Here is a 23,890-nt window from a genome sequence, read left to right as displayed (position 1 = left end):
GAGATCCACACCGCCGCGCTCGAGGCCCCCGGCGTCCGCTGTCTCATCCTCACCGGCGGCCACCGGCCCTCGAGAGCGATCGTCGGGCAGGCCAGCGAGAAGGGCGTCCCGATCCTCGCGGTGCAGACGGACACCCTCACGACGGTCGAACGTGCCGAGGACATCGTCCGCAGCGGCCGGACTCGAGACGCCGACACCGTCGACCGGATGCAACGACTACTGTCCGATCACGCGGCCGTCGACTCGATTCTGGGGTAACTCTACACGCATTCCGCTTCTCCTTTCGGTGCGGAAAATGCACGGGGGATTATCGCGTCTGACTAAAAGTTAAGAGTCCACCGCGCATGAGCCCAGACATGGACGACACTCCCCAAGAAATCACGTCACTCGTCGGCCGCGAGGTTTACTCGAACAACGGCGTCTTCGTCGGCGAAGTCGAGGATCTCCGATTGACCATCGACGGCGAGGCCGTCTCCGGTCTCGCGCTCGCGAATCTGAACAGCGAACTGTTCGCGGACGAAGCCCGAAGCGGACAGGGAATCATCGTCCCCTACCGCTGGGTCCGTTCCGTCGGCGACGTCATTCTCATCAACGACGTCGTCGAACGCGTTCGCGAACCCGACGAAGAAGAAGACGAACTCGTCGCGTAACTCGATTCTGCGGTCCTCTCAGCTCCCGTTCGAGCCCTCGCTGCTCCCTCCTTCGACACCCATCGCGTCGAACAGCGTCCGCTTGACCGCTTCCTCGGTCAACTCGAGTAGCGTCTCCCGCGTGTCCTCCGAGATCTCGATTCCGGTGAAGATCCCCAGCGGGATCTCCGCGCTGGCCTGCGTGGAGTGGCCGGCCGTCTCGCCGATCTCGCCGTAGGCGTCGTCGAGCACTTTGCCGATGTTGATGCGGATGTCCTTCGAGCGACCGGCGAGGAAGATCGTCTCGTCGGCGATCCCGAAGACGGCGGTCGTGGTGACGCCCTCCAGATTGAGCAGGTGGCTGGCGGCTTGCGTGAGCGCCTCGCGGTCGCGGACGAAGCCCGCGTTGGAGACGAGGTGACTCCCCTGGACGTCGCGATTGGTGATGGCCTCCGCGAGCACGTCCAGCGTCTCGGGGGACATCGACGGCGACTCGACCTGCTCTAACGTGTCGTGGTTGGCGAACGGATAGAGGTAGGCGGCGGCGGTCAGATCGGCGGGAGTCGTGTCGCGTTTGAAATCCAGCGTCTCCGCCCGGATGCCGTAGAGCAGGGCCGTGGCGACCTCCTCGGAGACGTTCATGTCGAACTCCTGAATGTACTTCGTCATGATCGTCGACGTCGAGGACATGTTCGGTCGGATGTCGACGAACTCGGGTTCGACCCCGTCCCCGGTCTCGGATTCGTGGTGATCGATGACGATGTCGATCGGGAGGTCCATCTCGCCCGAGGTCGCGTGATCGACCAGGGACACGGTGTCGTAGATCGAGTGGTCCTCGATCTCGTCCCACTGGACGAGGTCGATCCCGAGCAGATTGACGAACGCTCGGTTCTCCTGGTGGCCGACGTCCCCGAGATAGATGATGTCGGATTCGATGCCGAGATGCTCGGCGATCGCTTGCAGCGCCGCCGCGCTGGCGATCGAGTCCGGATCCGGGCTGTCCTGGGTGACGATCGCCAGCCGCGTCGCCGTCTGCTCGACGATATCGGCGAGCTTCCCCGCATTGTACTCGAGCTCGCCCGACTCGAGGGCGCGCAGGGCGGATTCGGCGATGACCGTGGAGGGGTTGATGACGATGTCGGCCCCGAGTTCGGAGAGTTCGTCGCCGGAGACGGGATCGCTCGCGCGGGCGACGATGAACTGGTCGCCGTCGCTCTCGCGGATGTGTTCGACGGCGCGCTTGTTGGACTCGACGTCCGAGGCGAGGATGAGGACGACATCGCGGTCGGCCACGAGGTCGGCGACGCCGGATTCGCGGATGTCGGCCGTCCGGGCGTCCAGGTCCTGGTCGCGGAGCGATTCGACGCGGCTCTCGTCCTGATCGACGATGAAGACGTCCTTCCCCTGTTCGACGAGTTCCTCCGCGACGGCGTAGCCCACGCTCCCACATCCCAAGATAGCGTAGTCAGAGATCGACGAAATCGTAACCCCCGTACTCATATGCCCGAGTGGTCGGACCGGCCGCACTTAACGCTCCCGAAGAGTGGCACAAAGTGACGGTTCGGATGGAACAACTCGAGGGCGATGACTGTCACGCCCGTGGATCACTGCCACGCTGCCCGCCAAGGGAAACGTATTTGAACGACCGAGGGAAAGTCGCAGGTACAGGGCCGGTAGCTCAGTCCGGCAGAGCGTCTGACTCTTAATCAGACGGTCGCGTGTTCAAATCGCGCCCGGCCCGCTTCTGCGAGGAACAATTCGTGACGAGCAAAGCGGCGACCGCGATTTGAATCGCAGGGAACACGCAGCGCGAGCGGAGCGAGCGATCGTGTGACCGTGTGTTCAAATCGCGCCCGGCCCGCTTTCTGTCGGCGAACAATTCCGTGAGCCGATAGCAACGGAACCGGCGGGATTTGAACGCAGGGAGGTCGCGCGCAACGGAGTGAGCACGTCCGACCGTGTGTTCAGATTCCTCCTGCGGTCGGAATCTGAAGCAGACCGAGGTCCTGCGAACGGAGTGAGCAGGTTCTCGGGCAGGTTCAAATCGCGCCCGGCCCGCTTTTGCGACGAACAATTTCGTGAGGAGCGAAACGGACAGAGCGATTTGAAGTAGAGAAGTCGCAGCGCAGCGCGAGCGGAGCGAGCGACCGTCTTCACGTCGTTCAAATCGCGCCCGGCCCGCTTCTCGCCGCGAGCAAATTCGCAAGCGGCAAAACCGATCCCGAATCGACACGGAGACGGATCTCAGCCAGCGTCGGAGCGAAAACTCTCCGAGCACTCAAGACTGAAACGGATCGAATCGCCCCGTGTCTGATTCGACGCCGATCCCGCTGCCTTACCGATTATCTCGCACCCCGTCGGGGAACTCGTTGTTCGCGCGGGAGACGGAACCGGAGTCGTCGATGATAGTCAGAGAGCTAACATCCTCTACGGAGTCGGCATAACAGTTCTCGATCGTCACGTCGTCCGCACCGTTGACAACGATCGGCGTGTGCGTCGTCTTGAACTCGGAGTTGACGACGGTGGCGTCGTCGCCCCGAAGATCGAGGCCGCGGCGTTTGTTGGAGCCGAGCTGTTCGACTGAGAGCCCGTCGAACCGACAGCCGTTTCGCTCACAGAGGATCGCGTGGCGCATCGTCGATCCGTCCGCGTCGCCGGTGATGCGAACGTCTTCCAAGTCGACCGCTCCGGCGTCCTGCCCGCGGATCTGAACCGCGTTTGCGCTCCCGTTGATCTCGATGTCGACGTCTTGGACCGCCGTCGCTCCCGCCTCGGGGTCGACCAGAATCGCGTTGTTCGATCCATCGGCGACGGAAATCTCCGAGCCCGCGATCGAGGTGGTGCCGACGCTGTTCATGATCCTGATCGCGTCGCCGTTCGGCTGGGGGATGTCGATACTGACGCCCTCGAGTGTGAACTGGTCCCCGTGATCGAGCCGAATCGCGTGCTGGCCGCTCGAGTCGTGTGGATTCTCGTCGACGACGATGGTCGCGTCCTTGATCGTGCCCGTCGCGCCGCCGAGGCGGATCGAGGCGGTCCCGCTGTTTTGGTACCGGCCGCCGTCGACGTCGATTCGACCGGTTTCGCTCGAGGCGTACAGTCCGTTGTCCGGAAAGCCGCCGAGCACGCAGCCGTCGAACACGAGCGTTCCGCGGTGATTGTGGTCGACCCCGATGCCGGTCGGTCCGCGCCACATGTTCCCCGCGTTCGGCGTGTCGTCGACGTGAGCGCCGCCGTCGACCGCACAGAAGCGCTCGACGAGACCGCGTCCGTCGGGGTTGGTGATGTTGAACAGCCCCGGCCCCCACGTCCCGCTGTCGTGGACGCCGCGGATGAAGACGTTCCGCACGACGAGGCCGTCCTCGATCTGAGCCTCGAGGACGCGGATCCCCGTGTCCGACGCCGTCTGGTCGATGTCGAATCCCTCGAAGCGGAGCTCCCGTCCGGGAGAGTCGCTCGTTCCCATCCGGAACAGGCGATACTGCGGGCCGTCGAACTCGTGGTAGGTCGCCGGGACCAGCGTCGCGTCCTCGCCGACGAACCCGACGTTTTCGAACCCGGTGAGCCGCAGTTGCTCGTCCATGTAGTACCGCCCAGCCGGGAATTTGAGGAGCGTATCGTCGTCGACGTGTTCGCGCAAGACCGGCGTGACGGACTCGTTGCCCTCGTTGTCAGCGCCAGCCTCGACCACGTCGACGACGGTCCCGTACTGCTGTTCGTTCTGTTCCCCACTCTGTGCTGCACCCGCCACCCCGGCAACTGAGAGCGTCGAACCGAGTCCGACGACACAGCCTTTCAGATACGATCGCCGACCGAACCGCAGGGTTCGTGAGTCGTTTGAAGTCACGACTCTCGTTCGGAAACGGGGACTATTACGTATAATCGAGGTAATTCAATTCGAACCCGTTGAAATGAACGAACGATCGCTTGGAGCGTTCCTGACGGGCTCTCGAGCGGATACGAGCGGAATCAGCGCGCTGGCAGCTCGAATCCTTAGCTCCGAATTAAGCGGTTGCACCGACGGACTCGGCGAGCGAAACAGTTTCGCTCGCCCGGAGGATCGTCGCTGCGTTCCAAGCGACCGACGTAGAAGACGATGCACACCGTCCGCTCGATCGACTCTGTCCGCTAACACCATCACGTGAGGGGCTTGCGTTCGAGCGAATCGGTCACGCGACCAGTCATCTCGAGTCCGACGCCGAAGCCGTCGCTGACGATCTCGCGGCCGACCGGATCCGCGTCGAACTGTTCTGACGAAGCGACTCGTCGGTCCGAACAGCGACGTGCCAACAGCGCGGGCGATCGAACGAGGCGTCTACCCAGCCACGACGATCAGCTCGGATCGGCTCCGAGAAACCGTCGAGCGGTGCTCGCCGCGGGCAGTCAGGGTAGCGTCGTCCTGACCCAGACGTTCGTTGCCACACCGTTTTTCGTCGTCACCGCTCGCGCGCAAACTCATCGCCACCGGGATCGTTCTGCCCGCGGCCGGGATCGTTCTGCCGTGGTTCTGCTGTTGGGCCGGACGATCGACGAGTTCGGCGGATGGTCGTGTACACGCCACGAATCACGGTGACGCAAATCCGCGTCTCGGTAATCGCGAGCGAGGTCGATGCGGTGTTCCGATCGCGCTCGCACTGGTCGCGATCGCGGTCACCGTCTCACTGCTGATCGGAACGACCTGACGTACTAATTCGCCGTCTCTGCGACGCTGTTGCGATCCTCATCTCTCGAACCAATCATATAGAGTGATAGTCACTCTAACCTCCTCTAAGTGCTTTGGAAGTGGGGTTATGGACGTCCTCGTGCTATTTACGGGTGAAACTCATGACATCTATCGCAGACATCGAGATTCCGGCGGACGGAACCGGAACCGGCGAGCTGTTCGAGGCCGTTCCCTCACTCACGTGCGAGATGGAGCGAGTGATCGCCTCGAGCGGCCACGGCCTCTGGCTCTCCGGCCCGGCACAGTCGGAGGTCGAGGACGCACTCGACGAGGCGGGCGCCATCGGGACGTACTCCCAGATCAGCAGCGACGAGGACCGCTGGCTCTACGACATCGAGTTCGAACCCGACACGGTCGACCCCTTCGAAATCGTCCTCGAGGAGGGCGGGACGGTACTGAGCGCCTCGGCGTCCAACGGCACGTGGCTGCTCAGCGTCCGCGTAGTCGACCGCGAGAGCGTCAGTTCACTGTACGACCGTCTCGACGACAACGACGTGACCCCGACGATCGTCCGGCTGTTCGATCTGGCCGAGGAGACGCACTCCCAGTGTGGCCTGACGACCCGCCAGTACGAGACGCTGGTCGCGGCGATCGATCACGGCTACTTCGAGATCCCCCGCGAGGTCTCGATGCAGGAACTGTCCGAGGAACTGGGCATCTCCCATCAGGCGCTCTCCGAGCGCCTGCGCCGAGCCTACCGCGCGCTCGTCACGTCCGAACTCAACGTGACCGAAGAGGACACCGCCGCACCGCCGATTCCGACGAACTAAACGCGCTCGTCTCCAGGCGATCCCGTCCGACGCCCGACTCGATGTTTTTATCGGCTGTCGACCGACGGAGAGTCCCCCACGAGTTGAATACGCATCTCGAGGCGCGTACAGCACTGACGGTGACTCGTGCGGAGACCACCTACCATTACTTATCCTCACACGCGATACGTACGACATGAAAATCGACAGCGACGACGGCGTGTTGCGACTGACGTTCGACCGCCCGGACGCGCTCAACGCGCTCACGACGGAGACCGCGGACGAACTGGCCGACGCGATCGAAGGGGCTACTCCGGAGACCGAGGACGCGATCGTCATCACCGGCGCGGGCGACGCTTTCAGCGCCGGCGGCGACCTCGAGTCGTTGGCTGAGACGCCCGAATCGTCCGCGGACGCCTACGAGGAGGTCACCGAGACCTTCGGCCGCGTCGTCGAGGCGATGCTCGAGTGTCCGGTCCCGATCGTCGCGAAAGTCAACGGCGACGCCGTCGGTGCGGGGCTCTCGATCGTCGCGCTCGCGGACATCGCCTACGCTGCCACCGACGCGACGTTCTCGTGTGCGTTCGTCAGGGTCGGCCTGATCCCCGACACCGGCGGGACCGTCATGCTCCCGCACATCGTGGGCCTCCGAGCCGCGAAGCGACTCGCCTTCACCGGCGAGTTCTTCGACGCCGAACGCGCGGCCGACCTCGAGCTGGTCAACGAGGCGGTCCCCGCCGCGGAACTCGACGATCGGGTCGCAGAGACGGTCGACGGCCTCGCGAACGGACCCACGGCCACGATCGGCATGATGAAACAGGCGATGCACGAGAACCTGGGTCGGTTGTGGGACGACGCGCTGGATTACGAGAACCTGCTGCAGGCCCAGGCCCGCACGTCGGCCGCTCACGAGGAGGGCGTGACCGCCTTCCTCGAGGATCGGAAACCGGAGTTCGAGTAATCGAACCGGACTCGCGTTCGTCCGACCATCCGTCTCGCAATCCGAAACGCGTCCGGTCGCAAGCGTCCGCAAGCACCACGACCTTGCGCGACTCTATCCTTCGTCGAAACGCAATGTCCCCCCAGATTACCGACGATGACGTCGGCAAGTCCGTCGTCAACGCGGACGGCGACGAAGTCGGAATGGTCGCCGATGTCCAGCACGGTACAGCTCACGTCGAACCGGATCCCGGAATCACAGACTCGATCAAGGCGACGCTCGGTTGGGGCGATAGCGGTGAAGATACGTACCCGCTGCAGGAGGAGGCGATCGGTCGCGTGACCGACGACGAAATCCGCCTCGAGCGAGACCTCTCCGGCGCCAACACGACCGGCGGGACCGGCGATATGGATACCGGAGCCGGAACGACCGGAACCGGCACCGGAACGAGGGACGATCGCGGCATCGATCGGGACGAAAACGATATCAGCGGCAGCGACGACGAGGGCGTGATACGGGACGACGATGACGACCTCCTCGGCGACGACAACACCCGGTAATACCGTTCCTCTGATTCCGTCGGATCGGCCGTCCCGGCCGCACCACGAGTTTCGTTTTTTCGTCCCGTGACTGACGCTGAGTTCGTGGACCCCGATTCACCTCGAGAAACGCCTCGGGCCGCATGTCACCGAAGGGGCCGGGTTCGGTTCCCTCGCTACTCTTCATCGATACCGTGCTTCTCGTCGGCGTCCCTCTCGGGTGCGGCCGATCGCGCGGATCGGTCCGACGAGCGATCCGTTTCGGTCGTCTCATCGGTCTCGTCGGTCACGTTCGTTTCGCCGCGATCGCGCTCGCGGATCGCGTCCGCTTCGGAACTGCGCGGAGACGGGTGTCCGCGCTGGGCCGACTGTCCTTGCTGACCCCGATCCGTCGAGGGGTGCTGTTCGCCCTGTCCCCGCCGATCGGGATCGATCCGCTGTGAGTACTGCTCTCGCAAGCGGCCCTGGCTGGTCTGCATCGGTGACTGTCGTTGCTGTGCCGACTGTCCCCGTTCCCGGTCGGGTAGCCCCTGTTCGCTGCGTTGGGTCGGGCCACCGTGTTGGGCTCGCTCCTGTCCCTGCCGCGTTTCAGTCCCCCGGTGTTGCTGCGTTTCAGGCCGTTGGCGTGGCCCCTGTGTCTGACTGTCCTGCTGGTTCCCCTGCTCGAACTGCCCCGACGAGTGTGCCCGCTCGGTGGCCCGCTGCGACCGATCTGTTTCGCCCATCTGGGGCTGACCGCCGAATTGCTGAAACTCGGACTGCCTCGAGTGGCTCGGTTCGGTCGTCATCGGCTGCTGCTGGTAGCCGGTCGCACCGGCCGATTCACCGCCGTACTCCTCCGGCGAGATCCACTCGCCGGTTTGAGTGTATTGGTTGGGATTCTGCGACTGTTGCGAGCGGTGGGGCTGAGAGTGGCCGCTCGTCTCTTGTTGATCTCCCCCCATCCCTTGCTGATTCGGCTGCATTCCGTGCTGTTGGCCCGGTTGCATTCCTTGTTGTTGACCCGGCTGCATCCCCTGGTGTTGATCCGTCAGCGTTTCGGCTTGCTGATCAATTCCCTGCCGATCCGTCGCTCCCTGCGCGCTCGTCGACTGCCCCATCTGCTGGCTTCCGGTCGACTGGCGCTGCATTCCCTGGGACGAGGGGTGGCTCCCTCGAGCCTGGGATGGCTGGGATTCCATCCGGCCGCGCGTCCCGTGCCGAGCGCTCTCCTGTTGATCCTGTCGTCCGCGGTCAGTGAACTGTCCGCCCGTCTGCTCCCACTGGCCCCCCATTTGCTCTCGCTGATTCATCTGGGGTTGGGAAGCGGCCTCGAAGCCCTGTTCCATGACCCGCTCCATCTCGGGTATCACTGCCTCCATTCCCTGCAGATAGTGCTGCATCATCGACTCCGTGAACTGCTGGCCGGGCGTGTTCTGCAGCATCGATCGCGTCATCTCGAGGCCCTGTTGCTGGGCGGTCTCTTGCCACTCGAGCGCACTGAGCGTCGTGCGGGCCATGTTTCGCTGGAGTTCGATCAGCTGCTCCATCGCCTGCTGGCCCTGATCCATCGTCGATTCTGCCGTCTGCCGTGTGTCCGCCGACTGCTGGGATTGGTTCTGTCGCATAGTAGTCGCCTGAGGATCCGCGGTCATCGCGGTCACCGCCGTGATCCTCGGTCACGACTGAGCGCGGCCGAGACGCAGATAAAGGGCCGCGTCGGTTCCGTCCGGAACACGACGTAACCGCTCGTAATCCGGGCGAACGCGAGTAAACTGAATACGTGGGGGACGGATCCGATGCCGACGAGCCGTTTCGAGAACGCGTTGTTGGGCGAGTTTCACACCGATACCGACCGAAGGAGGGAAGTAATAGTCACTTGGGACCGACGGCGGACGCCGACCGCGGTCAGGACTCCGATCCGGCGCCCGGTTCGCCGTGGGTCACTCCCTCGCGCTCGTCGGCCTGCATCCGCCGCAGGGCCGCTCGTCCGTTGCTCGCCTCGTAGCCGAAGAAGACCCCGTCTGCGTACTCCTCGGCGACTTCGGTCGCGTGGATCAGGTTGTCGACATCGACGTTTACCGCGTACAACTCGATATTAAACGGGGTCTCGAGCGCGCTCTCGAACCCCTTCGCGATGGTCTCGAGCCAGTAGGTCGTTCCGTAGGCCGTGTCGTACAGCGGGACGACGAACTCGTCGACGTACTCCTCGATGGCCGCGAGGTCGATGCCGGCGCGCTCGAGGAGGTGGCCGGGATAGGGATCGGGGTAGAGCGTCATGTAGACCGTCCCGGGAATGTGCTCGACCGCTTCCGCGACGAAGTCGGTGATGACGCTGGCCCGCCACTCCACGCGATCGTCGTACTCGCTCGCCTCGAACTCCTGCTCGCAGACGCCGCAGTGACAGTACTCCGCGCGGGGGAAGCCGATGTCGTCGAGGCGGACGTCCTCGTTTTCGGCGACGCAGTCGTCGATGATCTCGAACAGGCCCTCCCGGTAGTCCTCGCGGGACGGGCAGATGTAGGCCCAGTCGAAGTACGCTCGCTCCCGGTCGGCGGGTCGGCCCATGTCGTCGACGGGGAGCAGCGACGGATCGGCGTCGGCGGCGGCGTTGTCACCGAAACAGGAAACCATGTTCACCCCGTCGGCGATCGGTTCGGCGGACCGGCCGGTCACGTCTTTGACCTCGTAGAAGCCGCGGTCGAACTCCGGCCACCGTACTTCTTCGGCGTTACGGGTGACGACGCCGTACATACCTTCGAGTACGCCGCCATCCCCGTAAGCCGTTCGGAATCGGATCTATGCTTCGGTCGGTTCGTAGTCGACTTCGACGTCCGACGAGCCGCTGAAGGCGACCTTGTAGAGGACGGCGATGACGAACAGGGCGAGTACGACTTTGACGGTACGTGACATGTACATGAAGTAATACGGGGGGCAAATACTTAGATATTCTGGATGGTTGTCCCGTCCAGAGAATCGACGCCGAGCGCCACGTCGCTTAGACGGACCGGTGCACGTCGATCTCGTCGCGCCCGCAGGACGGTCGCAGTCGCGCCGGAAACCCGTTAGGGCCCGTCTCAGACGGACTGTTGTCAGTCAGTTCCGGAGAACCGCGAACCGCCCTGCGGTTGCTCCGGTACATCGGTGCACCAGACCGTCTCAGGTGTCGATCAACGATGCGATCTCGTCGCGAACGATCGTCTCGCAGTACGAACAGCGCACGCCGTCCTCGAGCACCGAAAACCGCGAGGTGACGGGCTCGCCGCCGGTCGTGATACAGCCGGCGTTCGGACAGGAGAGCACGCCCTCGACGACGTCGGGTCGTTCGACGCGGTGTTTCTCCACGACGTCGAAGCCCCGGACGATGTTGATCGTCGCGTCGGGTGCGATCAGCGAGAGGACGTCGACTTCGTCCTGACTCAGTTCGCGACCTTCCACCTTGACGATGTCCTTGCGCGCGAGGCGATCCGAGGGGACGTTCATCCCGACGGAGACCTCCTCGCCGTTGGTGCCGTCGATACCGAGGATGGCGAGGACGTTCAGCGCCTGCCCCCCGTGTACGTGATCGATAACGGTTCCGTCGCGGATCTTGCTGACCCGCAGTTCGTGATCGTCGTTGCCGTCGTGGTGGTCGTGTTCGTCACTCATCGCCATCACCCCAGATCCCGTTATCGTCGCTCAACAGGAGGTCCAGCAGCGCCATCCGAACCGGCACGCCGTTGTGCGCCTGTTCGAAGTACGCCGCGTGATCGGTCCCGTCGATCTCGGGTTCGATCTCGTCGACCCGGGGCAGCGGATGCATCACCGTCAGATCGTCGCTCGCGGCCTCGAGCGTCTCGGCGTCGATCTGGTACTCGCCGGCGACCTTCTGGTACTCGTTCTCGTCGGGGAAGCGCTCGCGCTGGATCCGCGTGACGTAGAGGACGTCCAGCGAGGGCAGGACCTCCTCGAGGGCGTCGTGCTCTCGAATTCCGGTCCCGTCCTGTTGCTGGTGGAGGTCGTAGACGACCTCGCGGGGCAGTTGCAGGCTCTCGGGGCTGATGAAGTGCTGGCGGGTATCGAAGTTCGTCAGCGCGTAGGCCAGCGAGTGGACGGTCCGACCGTACTTCAGATCGCCCATGATGCCGATGGTCAGGTCGTCGAGCCCGGCGTTCTCCCGGATCGTGTAGAGATCGAGTAGCGTCTGGGTCGGGTGGTGACCCGCGCCGTCGCCCGCGTTCACCAGCGGGACGTCGACGAACTCGCTCGCCATCGTCGCCGATCCCTGCTTGGGATGGCGCAGGACGAGCGCGTCGGCGTACCCCTCGATGACGCGGACGGTGTCGGCGAGGGTCTCTCCCTTCGTCACGCTCGAGGACTCGACCGAGCCCATGTCGACGACGTCGCCGCCGAGTCGCTTCATCGCGGTCTCGAAGCTCATCTTCGTTCGCGTGCTCGGCTCGAAGAAGAGCAGGCCGAGCAACGTCCCCGCGTGACGGTCCGCGACGGCCGACGGGTCGGCGTCGATCTCGGCCGCGTAGTCGAGAACGGTCTCGATGTCCGCCCGTGAGAGTTGTTTGCTCGTGATGAGGTGATCGTGGCGCATTCGTTCGTGTAGGCTGTGGCAGTCCCCTTGAATCTCCCCATTCCATGCCGTCCCCATCGCGTCGGTTCTCGTCGGGTCGCCGCTGCCGCGTCAGTTCTCCGCGGGCCGATCCGGGCACGACCTGCGACACTGACGGAATCTCGAGCGGACGTGTCCCTGAGGGCAAAGAGTTATACAGACACTACAGTAATTGGTCACAATTGAATGGTCGGTCGGCTAGATACCGGAATCGACGTGCTCGATCGAAAGCTCGACGGCGGACTCCCGCCGGGATGTCTCGTCGCGTACACCGCCGAGCCGGCCAGCCAGTCCGAACTCCTCCTCTACGAACTCACGGCCGCACGCGGAACCCTCTACCTCTCGACCGAACGCTCCGACGACGCCGTCCGCCACGCCATCGAGTCCTCCCCGTCGTCCGTCGGCAGCCCGACCGTCAGACACGTTACCAGCGACACCCCGATCGAGGAGGCGACGCGACTGGTCGGTGCGCTGCCGGACGGTGCCAACCTCATCATCGACACGATGGACGTCTTGGAGCGACGCGACACCGAGGAGTACGTCGCGTTTCTCAACGAACTCAAAGCCACGATGCTCGAGACCGGGAGCATCGCCGTCTTGCACTGTCTCAAAGGAGACGACGAACCGGCGAACCGATCGCGGACAGTCCACGCCGTCGACGCCGTCTTCGATCTCCGGACCATGATCGCCGGCACCGAACTCGAGAACCACCTGACGATCCCCAAGTTCCGCGGCGGCAGCCAGCCGACCGAGGCGATCAAACTCGAGTTGACGGAGGAGGTCGCGATCGACACGAGCCGCGACATCGCGTGAGGCACCCGTCGTTTCCCGTGCCGGTCACGGCTCTTGCTCGGGCGTCGTAAACGGCGTGATCGCGGCGGTCCGCTCGGTGACCGTCGCCGTTCGCAGGATGTACGCGAACAGCAACGCGAGGGGGAAGACGCCCACTGCCACGGCCAACGGAAAGAGGACCGCGCGGACCGGTTCTCCGAAGGGCGGACCCGCCGCCGCGGTCAGGACGAACAGCGCGGCGATGGCGGTGCCGACGGCGGGGACGCCCGCGTAGAGTAAGTATCGCGAGAGTCGGGAGAGTTCGACCTGCAGGTACATCGATTTGAAGTACTGGCGGGCGATATCCATCTCCCGCAACCGATCGCGAACGTCGCCGATCGCGTCGTCCACCACTGCAGGGACGTCGTCCCCGTGCGTTCGCTGGACCGACTCGAGCCGCTGTATCTCGTGTGCGAAATTCGTCTCGAGCGTCATCGAGAGCGTGTCGAAGATACCGTCCGCGGACGCCTCGATGTGGGCGTCGATTCGGTCGAACTCGTCCGTAATCTCCGTCGTGATCTCGTCGATTTCGTCCCGGGCGTCCGCCGGCACCGAGCCGACGGACAGCCCGCCGAGCCGCTGGGCGTCTCGACGCGTGCTCTCGGCGACGAGCCGGAGAAACCCGGCCGGTTCGGCCGGCGCGGTTCGGTTCGTGACCGTTTCGACCTCCTCGCGGAAGTCGGTCGTCCGCTCGATCTGCGACTCGAGTTGCCCCGGGGTTCGGAGTTCTCGCGAGAGCACCAGCTGATTGATCGAGACGACGACGGTTATCAACGTAAAGTTCCCCGATATCAGTCCGCTGAAGGCGTAGAACAACGGCTGCATGTCCATCAGCGGTGCGAAGCCGCTGATCGAAAGCACCAGATAAACCGCCCCGAACCCGGCCGCGAGGGTGGCCGCGATCACGAATCGATTACCGGTGAGCAATACCCATTGTATCGGCTGCCCGACGCCGGTGCCCGATTTCGATCCCGCGCGGTCGTCACTCGTCGCATCGTCCATCGTGGCCGATCGAGTCTACGTTCCCGCGAGCGAAAAAGGCGAGACGCGCACGTCCGTGGTCGTCGTCAGTGAACTGCGAAACGGCCGGCGATCGCAGGGTGGTGTTACTCTTCCGCGCCTTCGAGCTCTTCGACGATTTCGTCGGCATCGACGTCGGCGTCCTCGAGGGCTTCCTCGATGTCGCCGCCGCCCATACCGCCCATGCCGCCCATCATCCCGCCCATGCCCATGCCGCCCATGCCGTCGATGACTTCCTGGACGATGACGCGGTCGACGCCGACCTTGTCGATGACGTCCTGGCCGATCTGCTGTTTGCCCATCATCCACTGCTGGTTCATCGTCATCTGGGGCGTGGCCTCGAGGTAGAGCGTCTCCTTCTCGACGGTTTCGGTCTCGAACTCGGGTTCCGCGGGCTCGTCGTCCTCGTCGGCATCGTCGTCGGGTTCGACGGGGACCTCTTCCTCGACTTCGTCCGTGTCGATCCAGAGTTCGGGCTCCATCCCGAGGTACATCTCGAACAGGCCGGCGGCCTGCTGTTCGCGGTCGTCGACCTCCTCGCTGACGGTGTACTCGTACTCGACGTCGTCACCGGCCAGCGGGTGGTTGAAGTCGACGCGGGCGCGACCGCCGATGATCGTGCTGATGTAGCCCTGCTCACCGTCAATCTGGACGTTCGCTCCGGGGTAGCGGTCGTCCTCGTCGATCTTCTCGGCGCTGACGGTCTGGACGTCGTCCGGGTCGTACTCGCCGAAGGCGTCCTCGGCGGGAACGGTCACGGTGCCGGACTCGCCGGGTTCGGAGCCGATGATCCCCTGTTCGACGGCCTCGAAGATGTGGCCCTCGCCCAGCACGATCGTTCGCGGCTTGAACTCCTGGCCCTCCTGGTCGACGCCTTCTTCCTCGGCGACCTCGGGGTCGGTCGTGTCGACCAGCTGTTCGTCTTCGACGGTGTACGCGGTGTACTCGAGTTCGACGAAGTCGCCCTCCTGAAGCCCCTCGGCTTCGTCGGCGGCTTCCTCGGCTACTTCTTCATCGACGTCATCGGCCTGCTCCTCGAGCTCGGCCTCTTGATCCTCAGTCATACGTTGTACGTCCGGCCGTCCACATTTAAGTACGACGTTTTCGGGCGAGAGCGACCGATACTTACGACCGCCGTCCGTCCCCCCGCCCATGTACGAGGTCGAAGTGAAGGTCCCCGCCGATCTCGAGGCCGTCCGCGACCGTCTCGAGGCGCTCGAGGCGACGCCTCGCGGTGCCGTCGTCCAGGTCGACACCTACTACGACGCGCCCCATCGCGAGTTCGCCGAGACCGACGAGGCGTTGCGTATTCGCTCGGAACGACCCGAGGACGCGCCCGACGAAACCCGCATCACCTACAAGGGGCCGCTCGTCGACGACGAATCCAAGACCCGCGAAGAGGTCGAGACGAGCGTCGCGGACCGCGAGACGATGGACGCGATTCTAGCGAACCTCGGCTTCGAACCCGCCGCGACCGTTCGCAAAGACCGAGAGCGATTCGCGCTCGAGGGCTACACGGTCACCCTCGATTCGGTCGACGACGTCGGCGAGTACGTCGAGGTCGAGACCGACATCGACGGGGAGACCGAACTCGAGGCGGCTCGCGAGGGCGCATACGACGTGCTCGAGCGGCTGGGTCTCGATCCCGACGACCAGCTCAGAACCTCGTATCTCGGCCTACTGCTCGAGTCCGAATAGACTGGCAGTTGACAGCCGCATTACCTGCAAGCATTTTCTGTCCCGTATCTGTTTCCGCAAGTTATACGAACTCGCTCCGTCAACTCCCGCCAATGAGTGAGCGGAACATCCGGATCGAGTCTATCGAGCGGCAAGCGGTCGAGGACCAGGAAGTCGAAATCGTCGAACGGAAGGGAATCGGTCACCCCGACTCCATCTGCGACGGGATCGCCGAGAGCGTCGCGGGGGCACTCGCACGCGAGTACCTAGACCGCGTCGGCGAGGTACTGCACTTCAACACCGACGAAACGCAACTCGTCGCCGGCGAGGCGGCACCCGCCTTCGGCGGCGGCGAAGTCGTCGACCCCATCTACCTGCTGATCGTCGGTCGCGCGACCAAACACTACGAGGGCCAGACGATCCCCGCCGAGACGATCGCGCTGCGGGCCGCCCGCGAGTACCTCGAGGAGAACATCCCCCAGCTGACCGTCGGCGAGGACGTCGTCGTCGACGTGAAACTCGGCGAGGGCAGCGGCGATCTGCAGGAGGTCTTCGGCGAAGACGAAGTGAGCGTCCCGATGGCCAACGACACGAGTTTCGGCGTCGGCCACGCGCCGCTAACCGAGACGGAGGAGATCGTCCTCGAGGCCGAGCGACGACTGAACGGCGAGTACGCCGCAGAGAATCCGGCGCTCGGTCCGGACGTGAAGATCATGGGCAAGCGCGAGGGTGAGCAGATCGACGTCACCGTCGCCGCGGCGATGGTCGACGAGTACATTCCGAATCTCGACGGCTACGTCGAGGCGGTCGAGTCAGTCCGAGAGTTCGTCGACGGCGTCGCGCGCGAGCACACGGACCGCGCGGTCAACGTCCACGTCAATACGGCCGACGACTACGAGGAGGGCTCGATCTACCTCACCGTCACCGGCACCTCCGCCGAGCAGGGCGACGACGGCTCCGTGGGCCGGGGCAACCGCGCGAACGGGCTCATCACGCCCAATCGCTCGATGTCGATGGAGGCCACCAGCGGCAAGAACCCGGTCAACCACATCGGGAAGATCTACAACCTGCTCTCGACGCAGATCGCCGAGGAGGTCGTGGGCGAGGTCGACGGCATCCGCGACCTGCGCGTGCGCCTCCTCTCCCAGATCGGCCGCCCGATCGACCAGCCACACGTCGCCGACGTGCACGTCGTCACCGACGACGGCGTCGCGGTCTCGGACGTCGAGGCCGACGTCGAAGCGATCGTCGACCGGGAACTCGCGGACGTGACCGAGATCACCCGCAGCGTGATCGAGGGCGAACTCTCGACGTTCTAATCGGCCGCTGCGTTTCTTTCTCGAACCGGAATTCCGGAGGGATTGGCGACCGGAATCGGCGATCGGAACCGGCATCACACGTGTGCCGTCGGAATAGTCAAGAACGGGCCTATCGTACGGCGTTACGAATCGAAACACGTAGTGACCGCCCGTGTCCGACTCGAGTTCGAAATCGACCTCCCGCTCCGTCGTCTACGCCGTCGTCGCGAGCACCTTCTTCGTCGGCTTCGGCGGCGGCGTCGTCTTTCCGATCCTGCCGAACTTGGGCGAGGTGCTGGGAATTTCGGCGTTCATGGTCGGCGTCATCCTCTCGGCGAACCGCTGGACCCGGCTGGTCGCGAACGGGCCCGCGGGCGTGCTCGTCGACCGGATCGGGACTCGGAAACCGTTCGTCGCCGGACTGGCGATCGAGGGACTCGCGACGTTCGGCTACGTGATCGCGATCGAATCCGCGGTGCCGGAACTCTGGTTCGTCGTCGCGCGAGTCACGTGGGGGATCGGCAGCGCGCTCGTATTCGCGACGGCGTACACTATCACGGCGGACGTCAGCGAGGCCAGTTCGCGGGGAACGAGCATGGGGATCGTCCGGGCCGGGATCACCTTCGGCTTCCCCGCCGGGATGGTGCTGGGCGGTATCGTCAGCGAGGTCTACAGCAACGTCGCGGCGTTCGTCCTCGCGGCCTCTTTCGCCGGCCTCGCGAGCGTTATCGCCTTCTTCATCGTCCCAGAGACTCACGTCGAGTCGGCCGACTCGTCGATCAGTCCCTGGGACTTCGAGACGACCCTGCCCGCGCTCACCGTCGGGCTGGTCAACTTCGGGCTCTACTTCGCGTACATCGGCGTCCTCTTCTCGACGCTCGTCCTCTACCTCGAGGTCGAGTCGCTGACGCTCTCGCTCGAGTTCGCGGGCTACGGCATCGACTACGGCGAACAGGGCACGTCCGGGCTGCTGATGGCTGTCTCCGCCCTCTCGGGGGCGGTTTTCACCATTTCGGGCGGGAAGATCAGCGACGCCGTCGGCGCTCGCATACCCGTCCTACTCGCCTTCCTCGCGACCAGTTGCGCCGGCTTCGTCGTGCTCACGGTCGCGCCCTCGCTCGGGGCCGTCATTGTCGCCTGCGCGCTGATCGGCGCGGGACAGGGCGGCGTCGGCGGGCCGTTGACCGCCCTCCTCGCAGATCTCACGCCGGAGGAGCGGATGGGTCGAGCGATGGGGACCAACAACATCTTCGGGGACGTCGGCGGGGGACTCGGCCCGCTGATCTCCCTGCCCTTCGCGAAGGCGGTCGGCTACGACGTGCTGTACGCGCTCAGCGCAATCGTTCCGCTGCTGGCCGGGGTCGTTCTCGTCGCCGGAATCTACTCCTACACGGGTAGCCTGAGTCCGACGGTCGAGGAATCGGTTATCTGAAGCCGAGGTGTCGCTCTTCTGAAGCCGAGGAATCGATCGTCTCCGAGGGATTCGCGTCCGCTCGAGACCGATACTCTCCTCGTAACCCCCTTATAGCCGCGGCCGACTAGCACAGTCCATGCACCCGCCGGGAGCCGATACCGTCCTCGTCCGTCACGGGGACGTCAACACCAAGAGCAACAGGGTCAAGCGGTACATGGAGGGGCTCCTCGCGGAGAATCTCGAGGCCCTCCTCGCCGACCGATCGATTCCCGGCGAGGTCGAGCGCCGGTGGAACCGGCCGCTGATTCACACGAGCGAAGACGCCGTCGAGGCGGCGACCGCGGCCGCAGCGGACACCTTCGGCGTCGTCTCCGCGAGTCCCGCCCTGACCGTCAGCACCGAGAAGGAACGGATCCTCGAGGCGCTGGAGGAGACCGCTCGCGAGCACTACGACGGCGGGACGTTCGCGGTCGACGCGCGCCGGTCGGACAAGACGCTCCCCTACGATAGCGAGGAGTTGGCCCGCGAGGCCGGCACCGCTATCTGGGAGACCGTCGCGGACGAGTTCGAGCCCGAAGTCGACCTCGACGATCCCGATCTCACGTTCGGCGTCGAAGTGCGCGAGGACGTGGCGTTCATCTACCTCGAGTACGTCGACGGCCCCGGCGGCCTCCCGCTCGGCTCGCAGGAGCCGGTCATCGCGCTGGTCAGCGGCGGGATCGACTCGCCGGTCGCGGCCTACGAGATGATGAAACGCGGCAGTCCCGTTATCCCGGCTTACGTCGATCTCGGCGACTACGGCGGGATCGACCACGAGGCGCGCGCGCTCGAGACGGTTCGAATCCTCTCCGAATACGCGCCGAACTTCGACATGCAGGTCTACGAGATTCCCGGCGGCGAGACCGTCGATCTCCTCGTCAGCGAGATGGAGCAGGGTCGAATGCTCTCCCTCCGGCGCTTCTTCTACCGCGCCGCCGAGACGCTGGCCGAGCGCGTCGACGCGGACGGTATCGTCACCGGCGAGGCCGCCGGCCAGAAGTCCAGCCAGACCGTTCGAAACCTCGGCGTCACCAGCCGCGCTACCAGACTCCCGATCCACCGTCCCCTCCTCACCCGCGACAAACAGTACATCGTCGCCCAGGCCCGCGAGATCGGTACCTATACGGACTCGACCATGGACGCCGGCTGCAACCGAGTCACTCCAGATCAGGTCGAAACCAACGCCCGCCTCGAGCCGCTGCTCGCCGCGGAACCGGACGACCTGCTCGAGCGCGCCGAGGACGCGGCGGCGAACGCGGAACTGGTCGAGCCCTAACGATTGCGACTCACCATCTTCCCGCTGATCGAAGCTGACTCAGCTGGCCACCGCCGGGTGGGACTGAAAGGGGCTGGCTCTCTCGAGGAAGACGGGCGACGCAAGCACTGTCCGAACGGAGTGAGGACAGCGCGCAGCGAGCCCCTCGACTCGAGAGAGCCAGGGGCTTTCATCATCGCTGTCGTCGCAACGGAATCCGCGTTTCGAATGTGGAACGTTCCGAGAAACTCGTCTAGAAGCCGAAACCGACATTACACCGTCGCACCCACCACAATATAGTGACCCGCGTCTGTCTCGTCGGCGAGGCCGGGAGCAATCTCCAGTACGAACTGCTTTCCCGAGAGACGTCCCGCGAGGCCCTCGCGACGTACGACCTCGAGCGGCCGTTCGAGAACTCGCTCGCCGTCCGGACGGTCAGCGTCGGCGCTGCCGTCTCACTGTTGAACGATCTCAACTGGTATCTCACGCGGTTCGTCGACGAGGCACTCGTCCAGGAGCCCAGTATCAGCGACGCGGAGTGGCTCTCGCGACCGCTGGCCGAACGGCTCCGAAACGGCGAGATCGAGTCGGCGGAAACGGCCGAGTTCTGCAAGATCTACGGCCTCGAGCGGATCGACGCGGGAGCCGACGCGACTGCCGACGACGCAACGGACGCGAGTTCGGGTCCCGACTCGACCGGGACGAGCGACGCTGCCAACGGGGACAAACGTCAGGGAGACGACGATGCGGACGACTCGAGCGAAGCCGATCGAGCGAGGGCCGCCGAGCCGACCCATCGGCTCGTCGAACCGCTGTACGTGCGCCGGACCGGTGGCGAACTCCCCGAGTACGATCTCAGGGACGTCGAGGACACCCTCGTCGTCCGTCTGACCGAAGCCGAATACTCTCCGTAAGCGTTTCTCGAATTGCCACGAGCCGTCACCAGTAGATAGTAGCACAGATTGTTTATGCAGAGATATCCATGAAAAATTCCACCCAGTACAGAGGGGGTATTCAGTACGGGAAATATAATGAGTTCTATCTACCACCGAAACAGCCATAAATATGTATTTTCTAACAATAATATGGTTAGGCTCAAATTTGCGTTTGCCGCCGGCATTTTTGCGGCTCTTGGTACAGCAGTCACTCAATTAATACAGCTAACTTTCATCAAATCTGTCGTGGTGAACGCAGCTATAGAGGGTCTTTTCGTAGGAGCAGTCGTCTATCTTGGTCTCAAAACTCTCGAACGATCTGTGGATTCACAGTAGTTCACACTCAGGCGGGCACGGACTCCTCCACACCCATAGTCACCGTGGTCTCCAGAATCCAATAGTCGAAACATATGCGCTCTGTATCTAGCACGATTCTCACAATTATATTGCCATCAGACAGAAGTTACAGCGGTAAGTTCGCATCTGTGGTTACTAAACCCGTATTTTTATTTCTCACCCAGTTATAAATAAAGAAACTGTATCACTCACTACTGTTGGCGGGTTAGCTATCGCTACCGCGGCCTGATTCCGAATCAGTACTCGTGCTCTCGGACGCGGACGCACTGTCGCTGGCCATCGAGACGGTCGTGGTACTGCCGTCGTGACCGACGATGGTCGCCGAGATGGTCGTCAGCGGCTCCGACTCGAAGGTTACCCGAACCAGACGGCCGACGGTCGCGATCGACTGGACACAGACATCGTCCTCGGCCGACGTGTCTCGGACCGCCGCCTCGAGGACGAGTTCGTCGGTACCGTCATCGTCACCTCCCTCGTCGCTTTCGTCGTCGCCGTCGGTCCCGGTGTCCTCCTCACCGTCGCTCTCGACGATATCGATGGACTCGAGGACCATCTCGTAACACGGAGTGGGCGCGTTGGACTCGAGCGACACGAGGATCGACGTCTCGAAATCGGTCTCGTCGACGAACTCGTCGAGCGGCTCCGTGTCGGACGGGAATCGCTCCTCGAGCCAGTTCGCGGCGTCGTCGGCGTCCCGGAGGAGCCCCACGTCGGACTCCGCCGACGACGAACCGTACTGGTAGGGTAGCGTCCGGTAATCGGCCACACCGTCCGGGAGATCCTCGATCTCTCCGTCCTCGCCGACCGACTCGGGGTCGCTCTCGTTACCGTCAGGAGCCGGCGAGCCCTCATCGGCGTCGCTCCGATCGTCATCGTCGTCGGACGGGCTCTCGGAGCCGTCGGCAATACAGCCCGCCGAGAGACCGATCAGCGTCGCAGTGCTACCTAATAATGTCCGTCTGGAGGGACGTGTCATCGTAACTACCGTACGAACGGGGGGTAAAGGCGGTTCGGCTAGGTGAAAGGACTCTTTTCGTTAGATGCGATTCCTCGAGCGTCTCGCCCGCTCCCCGCTCAGTCGAAGAGGCCGGTCGAGAGGTAGCGCTCGCCGCTGTCCCAGAAGACGGTGACGACCAGCGGACAGTCCTCGGCCGCTCGACCGCCGTCGGTCTCGGGCGAAGCCGGCTCGCCGCCGTCGTCGAACGCGGTCGGCACCTCGGGACAGTCGACGCTGGGATCGGCGATCTCTCGAGCGACGCGCTGGGAGACGAGACTCGTCGCGCCGCTGGACTGGCCCACGAGGACGCCTTCCTCGCGTGCGAGACGGCGGCACTCGTCCTCGGCGTCCTCGAGTTTGACGGTCTCGACGCGGTCGAGCAGATCGAGATCGAGATTGGTGCTGATGAACCCGGGACCCATTCCCTGGAACTCGTCGGTGCCGGCCTCGCCGGTCGAGAGGACGGCGTTTCTGTCCGGCTCGACGGCGACGATATCCATCTCGGGGAACTCCTCGCGGAGCCGGCGGCCGGTTCCCGAGATCGTGCCGCCGGTGCCGACGCCGGCCACGAAGGCGTCGATCTCGCGGTCGCCGACCTGCTCGATGATCTCCTCGCCGGTCGTCTTGTAGTGCGCGTCGGGGTTGGCCGGGTTCTCGAACTGGCCGAGTTGAATCGCGCCCGTCGCCTCGAGTTCGTCGGCACGAGAGCGGGCGTCGGCCATGTCGCCGTCGACTAACTCGAGGTCGGCCCCGTAGGCGGCCATGATCCGCCGGCGTTCCTTCGACTTGTCCGACGGCATGACGATCGTCAGATCGTAGCCGCGGGCGGCGGCGACGAGAGCGAGGCCGATGCCGGTGTTGCCGCTGGTCGGTTCCACGAGCGAGTCGCCAGGTTCGATCAGGCCGTCGCGCTCGGCCGCCCGAATCATCTCGCGGGCCGGCCGGTCCTTGGCCGAGCCGCCGGGGTTGAACGATTCGATCTTCGCGGCGACCGTCACACCCTCCGGCGAATCGACCTGGACGAGCGGCGAACCGATGGTGTCCAGGATACTCCCTTTCATTGGACTCTCGTAGGGAATCGAGACGTAAACCCGTACTGGACTCAGGCAGGACGTGCCGGCTAGTCGTCGGTCGCGGTTCCTCCCACGACGCGCGTTTCAGACCCGCAACTACCCAGAAAGCCCCTGACGGGGTCGAGGGGCTCGCTGCGCGCTGTCCTCACTCCGTTCGGACAGTGCTTGCGTCGCCCGTCTTCCCCGACCCCGTCAGCCCCTTTCAGTCCCACCCAGCGGTGGGTGGTCGATCGGGTACGAGAACCGGCGGACGGACGTTCGAGCGAAGTCACTGCCAGAAACACCGCGGTTAAGCCGTCCGAGACGCAAGGCGTGCGTATGAGTCTCGAGACCATGCGGCCGAACCCCACGTGGGACGCGGCGTCCTACGAGGACGCGGTCGACACGCTCGCAGCGCACGGCGACGAACTGGTGTACAAGATCTGGGCCGGCGACTGGTGCAAGGACTGTCGCGCCCTGCTGCCCGACTTCGGCGCGGCGCTCGAGGCCGCCGAGATCCCCGACGAGCGGATCGAGGAGTTCAGCCTCGATCAGGACAAGCAGGGGCCCGGCGTCGACGAGTACGATATCGAGTACATTCCGACGATCGTGGTCGAGAACGACGAGGGCGAGGAAATTACGCGGTTCGTCGAAGAGGAGGATGTGCCGCCGGCGGTCTGGCTCGCAGAGGAGATCGAGACCGCACTCGAGTCCGACGCGGCCTGAACCGAATCACTGAACTCCGAACGCGACCGTTTTTCTCACCGATCAGAACGGCGCGTCGTCCGGATCGAGGCCACCGTTCTCTCCGTCTTCGTTTTCGCCGAGCCACTCGAGCGCCTCCTCGACGACG

The 23,890-nt window shown here is 64.3% G+C and carries 23 protein-coding genes and 1 tRNA gene; 13 read left to right on the top strand and 11 right to left on the bottom strand.

What is annotated here, in order from left to right:
• On the top strand, positions 1 to 258 hold a 258-nt coding region (locus PGX04_RS20955; protein WP_273740283.1), incomplete at its 5' end, for a DRTGG domain-containing protein.
• 98 nt (positions 259 to 356) lie between these two features.
• Complete coding sequence (locus tag PGX04_RS20950; RefSeq protein ID WP_273740282.1) at positions 357 to 650, top strand: PRC-barrel domain-containing protein; 294 nt, start codon at positions 357 to 359, stop codon at positions 648 to 650.
• Between the two features lie 18 nt (positions 651 to 668).
• Here PGX04_RS20950 and PGX04_RS20945 read toward each other — a convergent pair whose 3' ends face one another.
• Positions 669 to 2,129 carry a DHH family phosphoesterase gene (locus tag PGX04_RS20945; protein ID WP_273740281.1) on the bottom strand — a complete coding sequence of 487 codons (1,461 nt, stop codon included), beginning with the start codon at positions 2,127 to 2,129 and terminating at the stop codon, positions 669 to 671.
• 167 nt (positions 2,130 to 2,296) lie between these two features.
• On the opposite strand from PGX04_RS20945, the gene PGX04_RS20940 reads away from it, so the two are divergent.
• Positions 2,297 to 2,370 (top strand) — tRNA-Lys (locus PGX04_RS20940).
• 594 nt (positions 2,371 to 2,964) lie between these two features.
• On the opposite strand, the gene PGX04_RS20935 is transcribed toward PGX04_RS20940, so the two are convergent.
• Together PGX04_RS20935 and PGX04_RS20930 are read right to left on the bottom strand one after the other, a co-directional pair.
• Entirely contained in the window at positions 2,965 to 4,476 is a 1,512-nt protein-coding gene (locus tag PGX04_RS20935; protein WP_273740280.1) for a hypothetical protein, read from the bottom strand.
• Between the two features lie 290 nt (positions 4,477 to 4,766).
• Positions 4,767 to 4,919 carry a hypothetical protein gene (locus tag PGX04_RS20930; RefSeq protein WP_273740279.1) on the bottom strand — a complete coding sequence of 51 codons (153 nt, stop codon included), beginning with the start codon at positions 4,917 to 4,919 and terminating at the stop codon, positions 4,767 to 4,769.
• 534 nt (positions 4,920 to 5,453) lie between these two features.
• Here PGX04_RS20930 and PGX04_RS20925 point away from each other — a divergent pair.
• The 3 genes from PGX04_RS20925 (at position 5,454) to PGX04_RS20915 (ending at position 7,601) form a co-directional block, all read left to right on the top strand.
• A complete protein-coding gene (locus PGX04_RS20925; protein ID WP_273740278.1) occupies positions 5,454 to 6,122 on the top strand; it encodes a helix-turn-helix domain-containing protein in 669 nt (222 codons plus the stop codon).
• Between the two features lie 175 nt (positions 6,123 to 6,297).
• A complete protein-coding gene (locus PGX04_RS20920; protein ID WP_273740277.1) occupies positions 6,298 to 7,062 on the top strand; it encodes an enoyl-CoA hydratase/isomerase family protein in 765 nt (254 codons plus the stop codon).
• A 113-nt stretch (positions 7,063 to 7,175) separates the two neighbouring features.
• Entirely contained in the window at positions 7,176 to 7,601 is a 426-nt protein-coding gene (locus tag PGX04_RS20915; protein ID WP_273740276.1) for a hypothetical protein, read from the top strand.
• 155 nt (positions 7,602 to 7,756) lie between these two features.
• On the opposite strand, the gene PGX04_RS20910 is transcribed toward PGX04_RS20915, so the two are convergent.
• The 4 genes from PGX04_RS20910 to pyrB form a co-directional block, all read right to left on the bottom strand.
• Positions 7,757 to 9,187: a hypothetical protein gene (locus PGX04_RS20910; protein WP_273740275.1), complete on the bottom strand. Its 1,431-nt coding sequence runs from the start codon at positions 9,185 to 9,187 to the stop codon at positions 7,757 to 7,759.
• A 280-nt stretch (positions 9,188 to 9,467) separates the two neighbouring features.
• On the bottom strand, positions 9,468 to 10,313 hold the full coding sequence (locus PGX04_RS20905; RefSeq protein WP_273740274.1) for a hypothetical protein: 846 nt from the start codon (positions 10,311 to 10,313) through the stop codon (positions 9,468 to 9,470).
• A 405-nt stretch (positions 10,314 to 10,718) separates the two neighbouring features.
• Positions 10,719 to 11,207, bottom strand: coding sequence for an aspartate carbamoyltransferase regulatory subunit (pyrI, locus tag PGX04_RS20900; protein WP_273740273.1), 489 nt, complete (start codon positions 11,205 to 11,207; stop codon positions 10,719 to 10,721).
• A complete protein-coding gene (gene pyrB / locus PGX04_RS20895; RefSeq protein ID WP_273740284.1) occupies positions 11,200 to 12,144 on the bottom strand; it encodes an aspartate carbamoyltransferase in 945 nt (314 codons plus the stop codon). The genes pyrI and pyrB overlap by 8 nt, the downstream gene beginning before the upstream one ends.
• A gap of 204 nt (positions 12,145 to 12,348) precedes the next feature.
• On the opposite strand from pyrB, the gene PGX04_RS20890 reads away from it, so the two are divergent.
• Positions 12,349 to 12,975 carry an RAD55 family ATPase gene (locus PGX04_RS20890; RefSeq protein WP_273740272.1) on the top strand — a complete coding sequence of 209 codons (627 nt, stop codon included), beginning with the start codon at positions 12,349 to 12,351 and terminating at the stop codon, positions 12,973 to 12,975.
• Between the two features lie 24 nt (positions 12,976 to 12,999).
• Here the strand turns inward: PGX04_RS20890 and PGX04_RS20885 are convergent, their stop codons facing one another.
• Positions 13,000 to 13,995, bottom strand: a complete 996-nt coding sequence (locus PGX04_RS20885; RefSeq protein ID WP_273740271.1) for a DUF7972 family membrane protein — start codon at positions 13,993 to 13,995, stop codon at positions 13,000 to 13,002.
• Positions 13,996 to 14,099: 104 nt separating this feature from the next.
• Positions 14,100 to 15,077 carry an FKBP-type peptidyl-prolyl cis-trans isomerase gene (locus PGX04_RS20880; RefSeq protein ID WP_273740270.1) on the bottom strand — a complete coding sequence of 326 codons (978 nt, stop codon included), beginning with the start codon at positions 15,075 to 15,077 and terminating at the stop codon, positions 14,100 to 14,102.
• Between the two features lie 88 nt (positions 15,078 to 15,165).
• Between PGX04_RS20880 and cyaB the strand changes: the two genes are divergently transcribed.
• The 5 genes from cyaB to PGX04_RS20855 all read left to right on the top strand — a co-directional run bounded on the left by cyaB (position 15,166) and on the right by PGX04_RS20855 (position 20,610).
• Positions 15,166 to 15,711, top strand: a complete 546-nt coding sequence (gene cyaB / locus PGX04_RS20875; protein WP_273740269.1) for a class IV adenylate cyclase — start codon at positions 15,166 to 15,168, stop codon at positions 15,709 to 15,711.
• Positions 15,712 to 15,803: 92 nt separating this feature from the next.
• The gene (locus PGX04_RS20870) at positions 15,804 to 17,009 is read left to right on the top strand and encodes a methionine adenosyltransferase (protein WP_273740268.1); all 1,206 of its coding nucleotides are present in this window, start codon (positions 15,804 to 15,806) and stop codon (positions 17,007 to 17,009) included.
• A gap of 151 nt (positions 17,010 to 17,160) precedes the next feature.
• On the top strand, positions 17,161 to 18,420 hold the full coding sequence (locus PGX04_RS20865) for an MFS transporter (RefSeq protein ID WP_273740267.1): 1,260 nt from the start codon (positions 17,161 to 17,163) through the stop codon (positions 18,418 to 18,420).
• A gap of 118 nt (positions 18,421 to 18,538) precedes the next feature.
• Positions 18,539 to 19,717 (top strand): tRNA sulfurtransferase, encoded by a 1,179-nt coding sequence (locus PGX04_RS20860; RefSeq protein WP_273740266.1) that lies wholly within the window; start codon positions 18,539 to 18,541, stop codon positions 19,715 to 19,717.
• A 278-nt stretch (positions 19,718 to 19,995) separates the two neighbouring features.
• Positions 19,996 to 20,610 carry a DUF5804 family protein gene (locus tag PGX04_RS20855; protein WP_273740265.1) on the top strand — a complete coding sequence of 205 codons (615 nt, stop codon included), beginning with the start codon at positions 19,996 to 19,998 and terminating at the stop codon, positions 20,608 to 20,610.
• Positions 20,611 to 21,193: 583 nt separating this feature from the next.
• Here PGX04_RS20855 and PGX04_RS20850 read toward each other — a convergent pair.
• Together PGX04_RS20850 and PGX04_RS20845 are read right to left on the bottom strand one after the other, a co-directional pair.
• Positions 21,194 to 21,964: a hypothetical protein gene (locus PGX04_RS20850; RefSeq protein ID WP_273740264.1), complete on the bottom strand. Its 771-nt coding sequence runs from the start codon at positions 21,962 to 21,964 to the stop codon at positions 21,194 to 21,196.
• Positions 21,965 to 22,062: 98 nt separating this feature from the next.
• Positions 22,063 to 23,046: a PLP-dependent cysteine synthase family protein gene (locus tag PGX04_RS20845; protein ID WP_273740263.1), complete on the bottom strand. Its 984-nt coding sequence runs from the start codon at positions 23,044 to 23,046 to the stop codon at positions 22,063 to 22,065.
• A 330-nt stretch (positions 23,047 to 23,376) separates the two neighbouring features.
• Here PGX04_RS20845 and PGX04_RS20840 point away from each other — a divergent pair, with 330 nt between their 5' ends.
• Entirely contained in the window at positions 23,377 to 23,763 is a 387-nt protein-coding gene (locus tag PGX04_RS20840) for a TlpA family protein disulfide reductase (RefSeq protein WP_273740262.1), read from the top strand.
• Positions 23,764 to 23,890 lie beyond the last annotated feature (127 nt).

Source organism: Natrinema soli, assembly GCF_028618695.1.
The sequence above is the reverse complement of the archived record's forward strand: the minus strand, read 5'-3'. Positions and strand labels throughout refer to the sequence as shown.

What these genes read in the sequence shown, in the direction of transcription:
- PGX04_RS20950 (WP_273740282.1), top strand. Translation starts at nt 357, where the DNA reads ATGGACGACACTCCCCAAGAAATCACGTCACTCGTCGGCCGCGAGGTT.
- PGX04_RS20945 (WP_273740281.1), bottom strand. Translation starts at nt 2,129, where the DNA reads ATGAGTACGGGGGTTACGATTTCGTCGATCTCTGACTACGCTATCTTG.
- PGX04_RS20925 (WP_273740278.1), top strand. Translation starts at nt 5,454, where the DNA reads ATGACATCTATCGCAGACATCGAGATTCCGGCGGACGGAACCGGAACC.
- PGX04_RS20920 (WP_273740277.1), top strand. Translation starts at nt 6,298, where the DNA reads ATGAAAATCGACAGCGACGACGGCGTGTTGCGACTGACGTTCGACCGC.
- PGX04_RS20915 (WP_273740276.1), top strand. Translation starts at nt 7,176, where the DNA reads ATGTCCCCCCAGATTACCGACGATGACGTCGGCAAGTCCGTCGTCAAC.
- PGX04_RS20910 (WP_273740275.1), bottom strand. Translation starts at nt 9,187, where the DNA reads ATGCGACAGAACCAATCCCAGCAGTCGGCGGACACACGGCAGACGGCA.
- PGX04_RS20905 (WP_273740274.1), bottom strand. Translation starts at nt 10,313, where the DNA reads ATGTACGGCGTCGTCACCCGTAACGCCGAAGAAGTACGGTGGCCGGAG.
- pyrI (WP_273740273.1), bottom strand. Translation starts at nt 11,207, where the DNA reads ATGAGTGACGAACACGACCACCACGACGGCAACGACGATCACGAACTG.
- pyrB (WP_273740284.1), bottom strand. Translation starts at nt 12,144, where the DNA reads ATGCGCCACGATCACCTCATCACGAGCAAACAACTCTCACGGGCGGAC.
- PGX04_RS20890 (WP_273740272.1), top strand. Translation starts at nt 12,349, where the DNA reads ATGGTCGGTCGGCTAGATACCGGAATCGACGTGCTCGATCGAAAGCTC.
- PGX04_RS20885 (WP_273740271.1), bottom strand. Translation starts at nt 13,995, where the DNA reads ATGGACGATGCGACGAGTGACGACCGCGCGGGATCGAAATCGGGCACC.
- PGX04_RS20880 (WP_273740270.1), bottom strand. Translation starts at nt 15,077, where the DNA reads ATGACTGAGGATCAAGAGGCCGAGCTCGAGGAGCAGGCCGATGACGTC.
- cyaB (WP_273740269.1), top strand. Translation starts at nt 15,166, where the DNA reads ATGTACGAGGTCGAAGTGAAGGTCCCCGCCGATCTCGAGGCCGTCCGC.
- PGX04_RS20870 (WP_273740268.1), top strand. Translation starts at nt 15,804, where the DNA reads ATGAGTGAGCGGAACATCCGGATCGAGTCTATCGAGCGGCAAGCGGTC.
- PGX04_RS20860 (WP_273740266.1), top strand. Translation starts at nt 18,539, where the DNA reads ATGCACCCGCCGGGAGCCGATACCGTCCTCGTCCGTCACGGGGACGTC.
- PGX04_RS20850 (WP_273740264.1), bottom strand. Translation starts at nt 21,964, where the DNA reads ATGACACGTCCCTCCAGACGGACATTATTAGGTAGCACTGCGACGCTG.
- PGX04_RS20845 (WP_273740263.1), bottom strand. Translation starts at nt 23,046, where the DNA reads ATGAAAGGGAGTATCCTGGACACCATCGGTTCGCCGCTCGTCCAGGTC.
- PGX04_RS20840 (WP_273740262.1), top strand. Translation starts at nt 23,377, where the DNA reads ATGAGTCTCGAGACCATGCGGCCGAACCCCACGTGGGACGCGGCGTCC.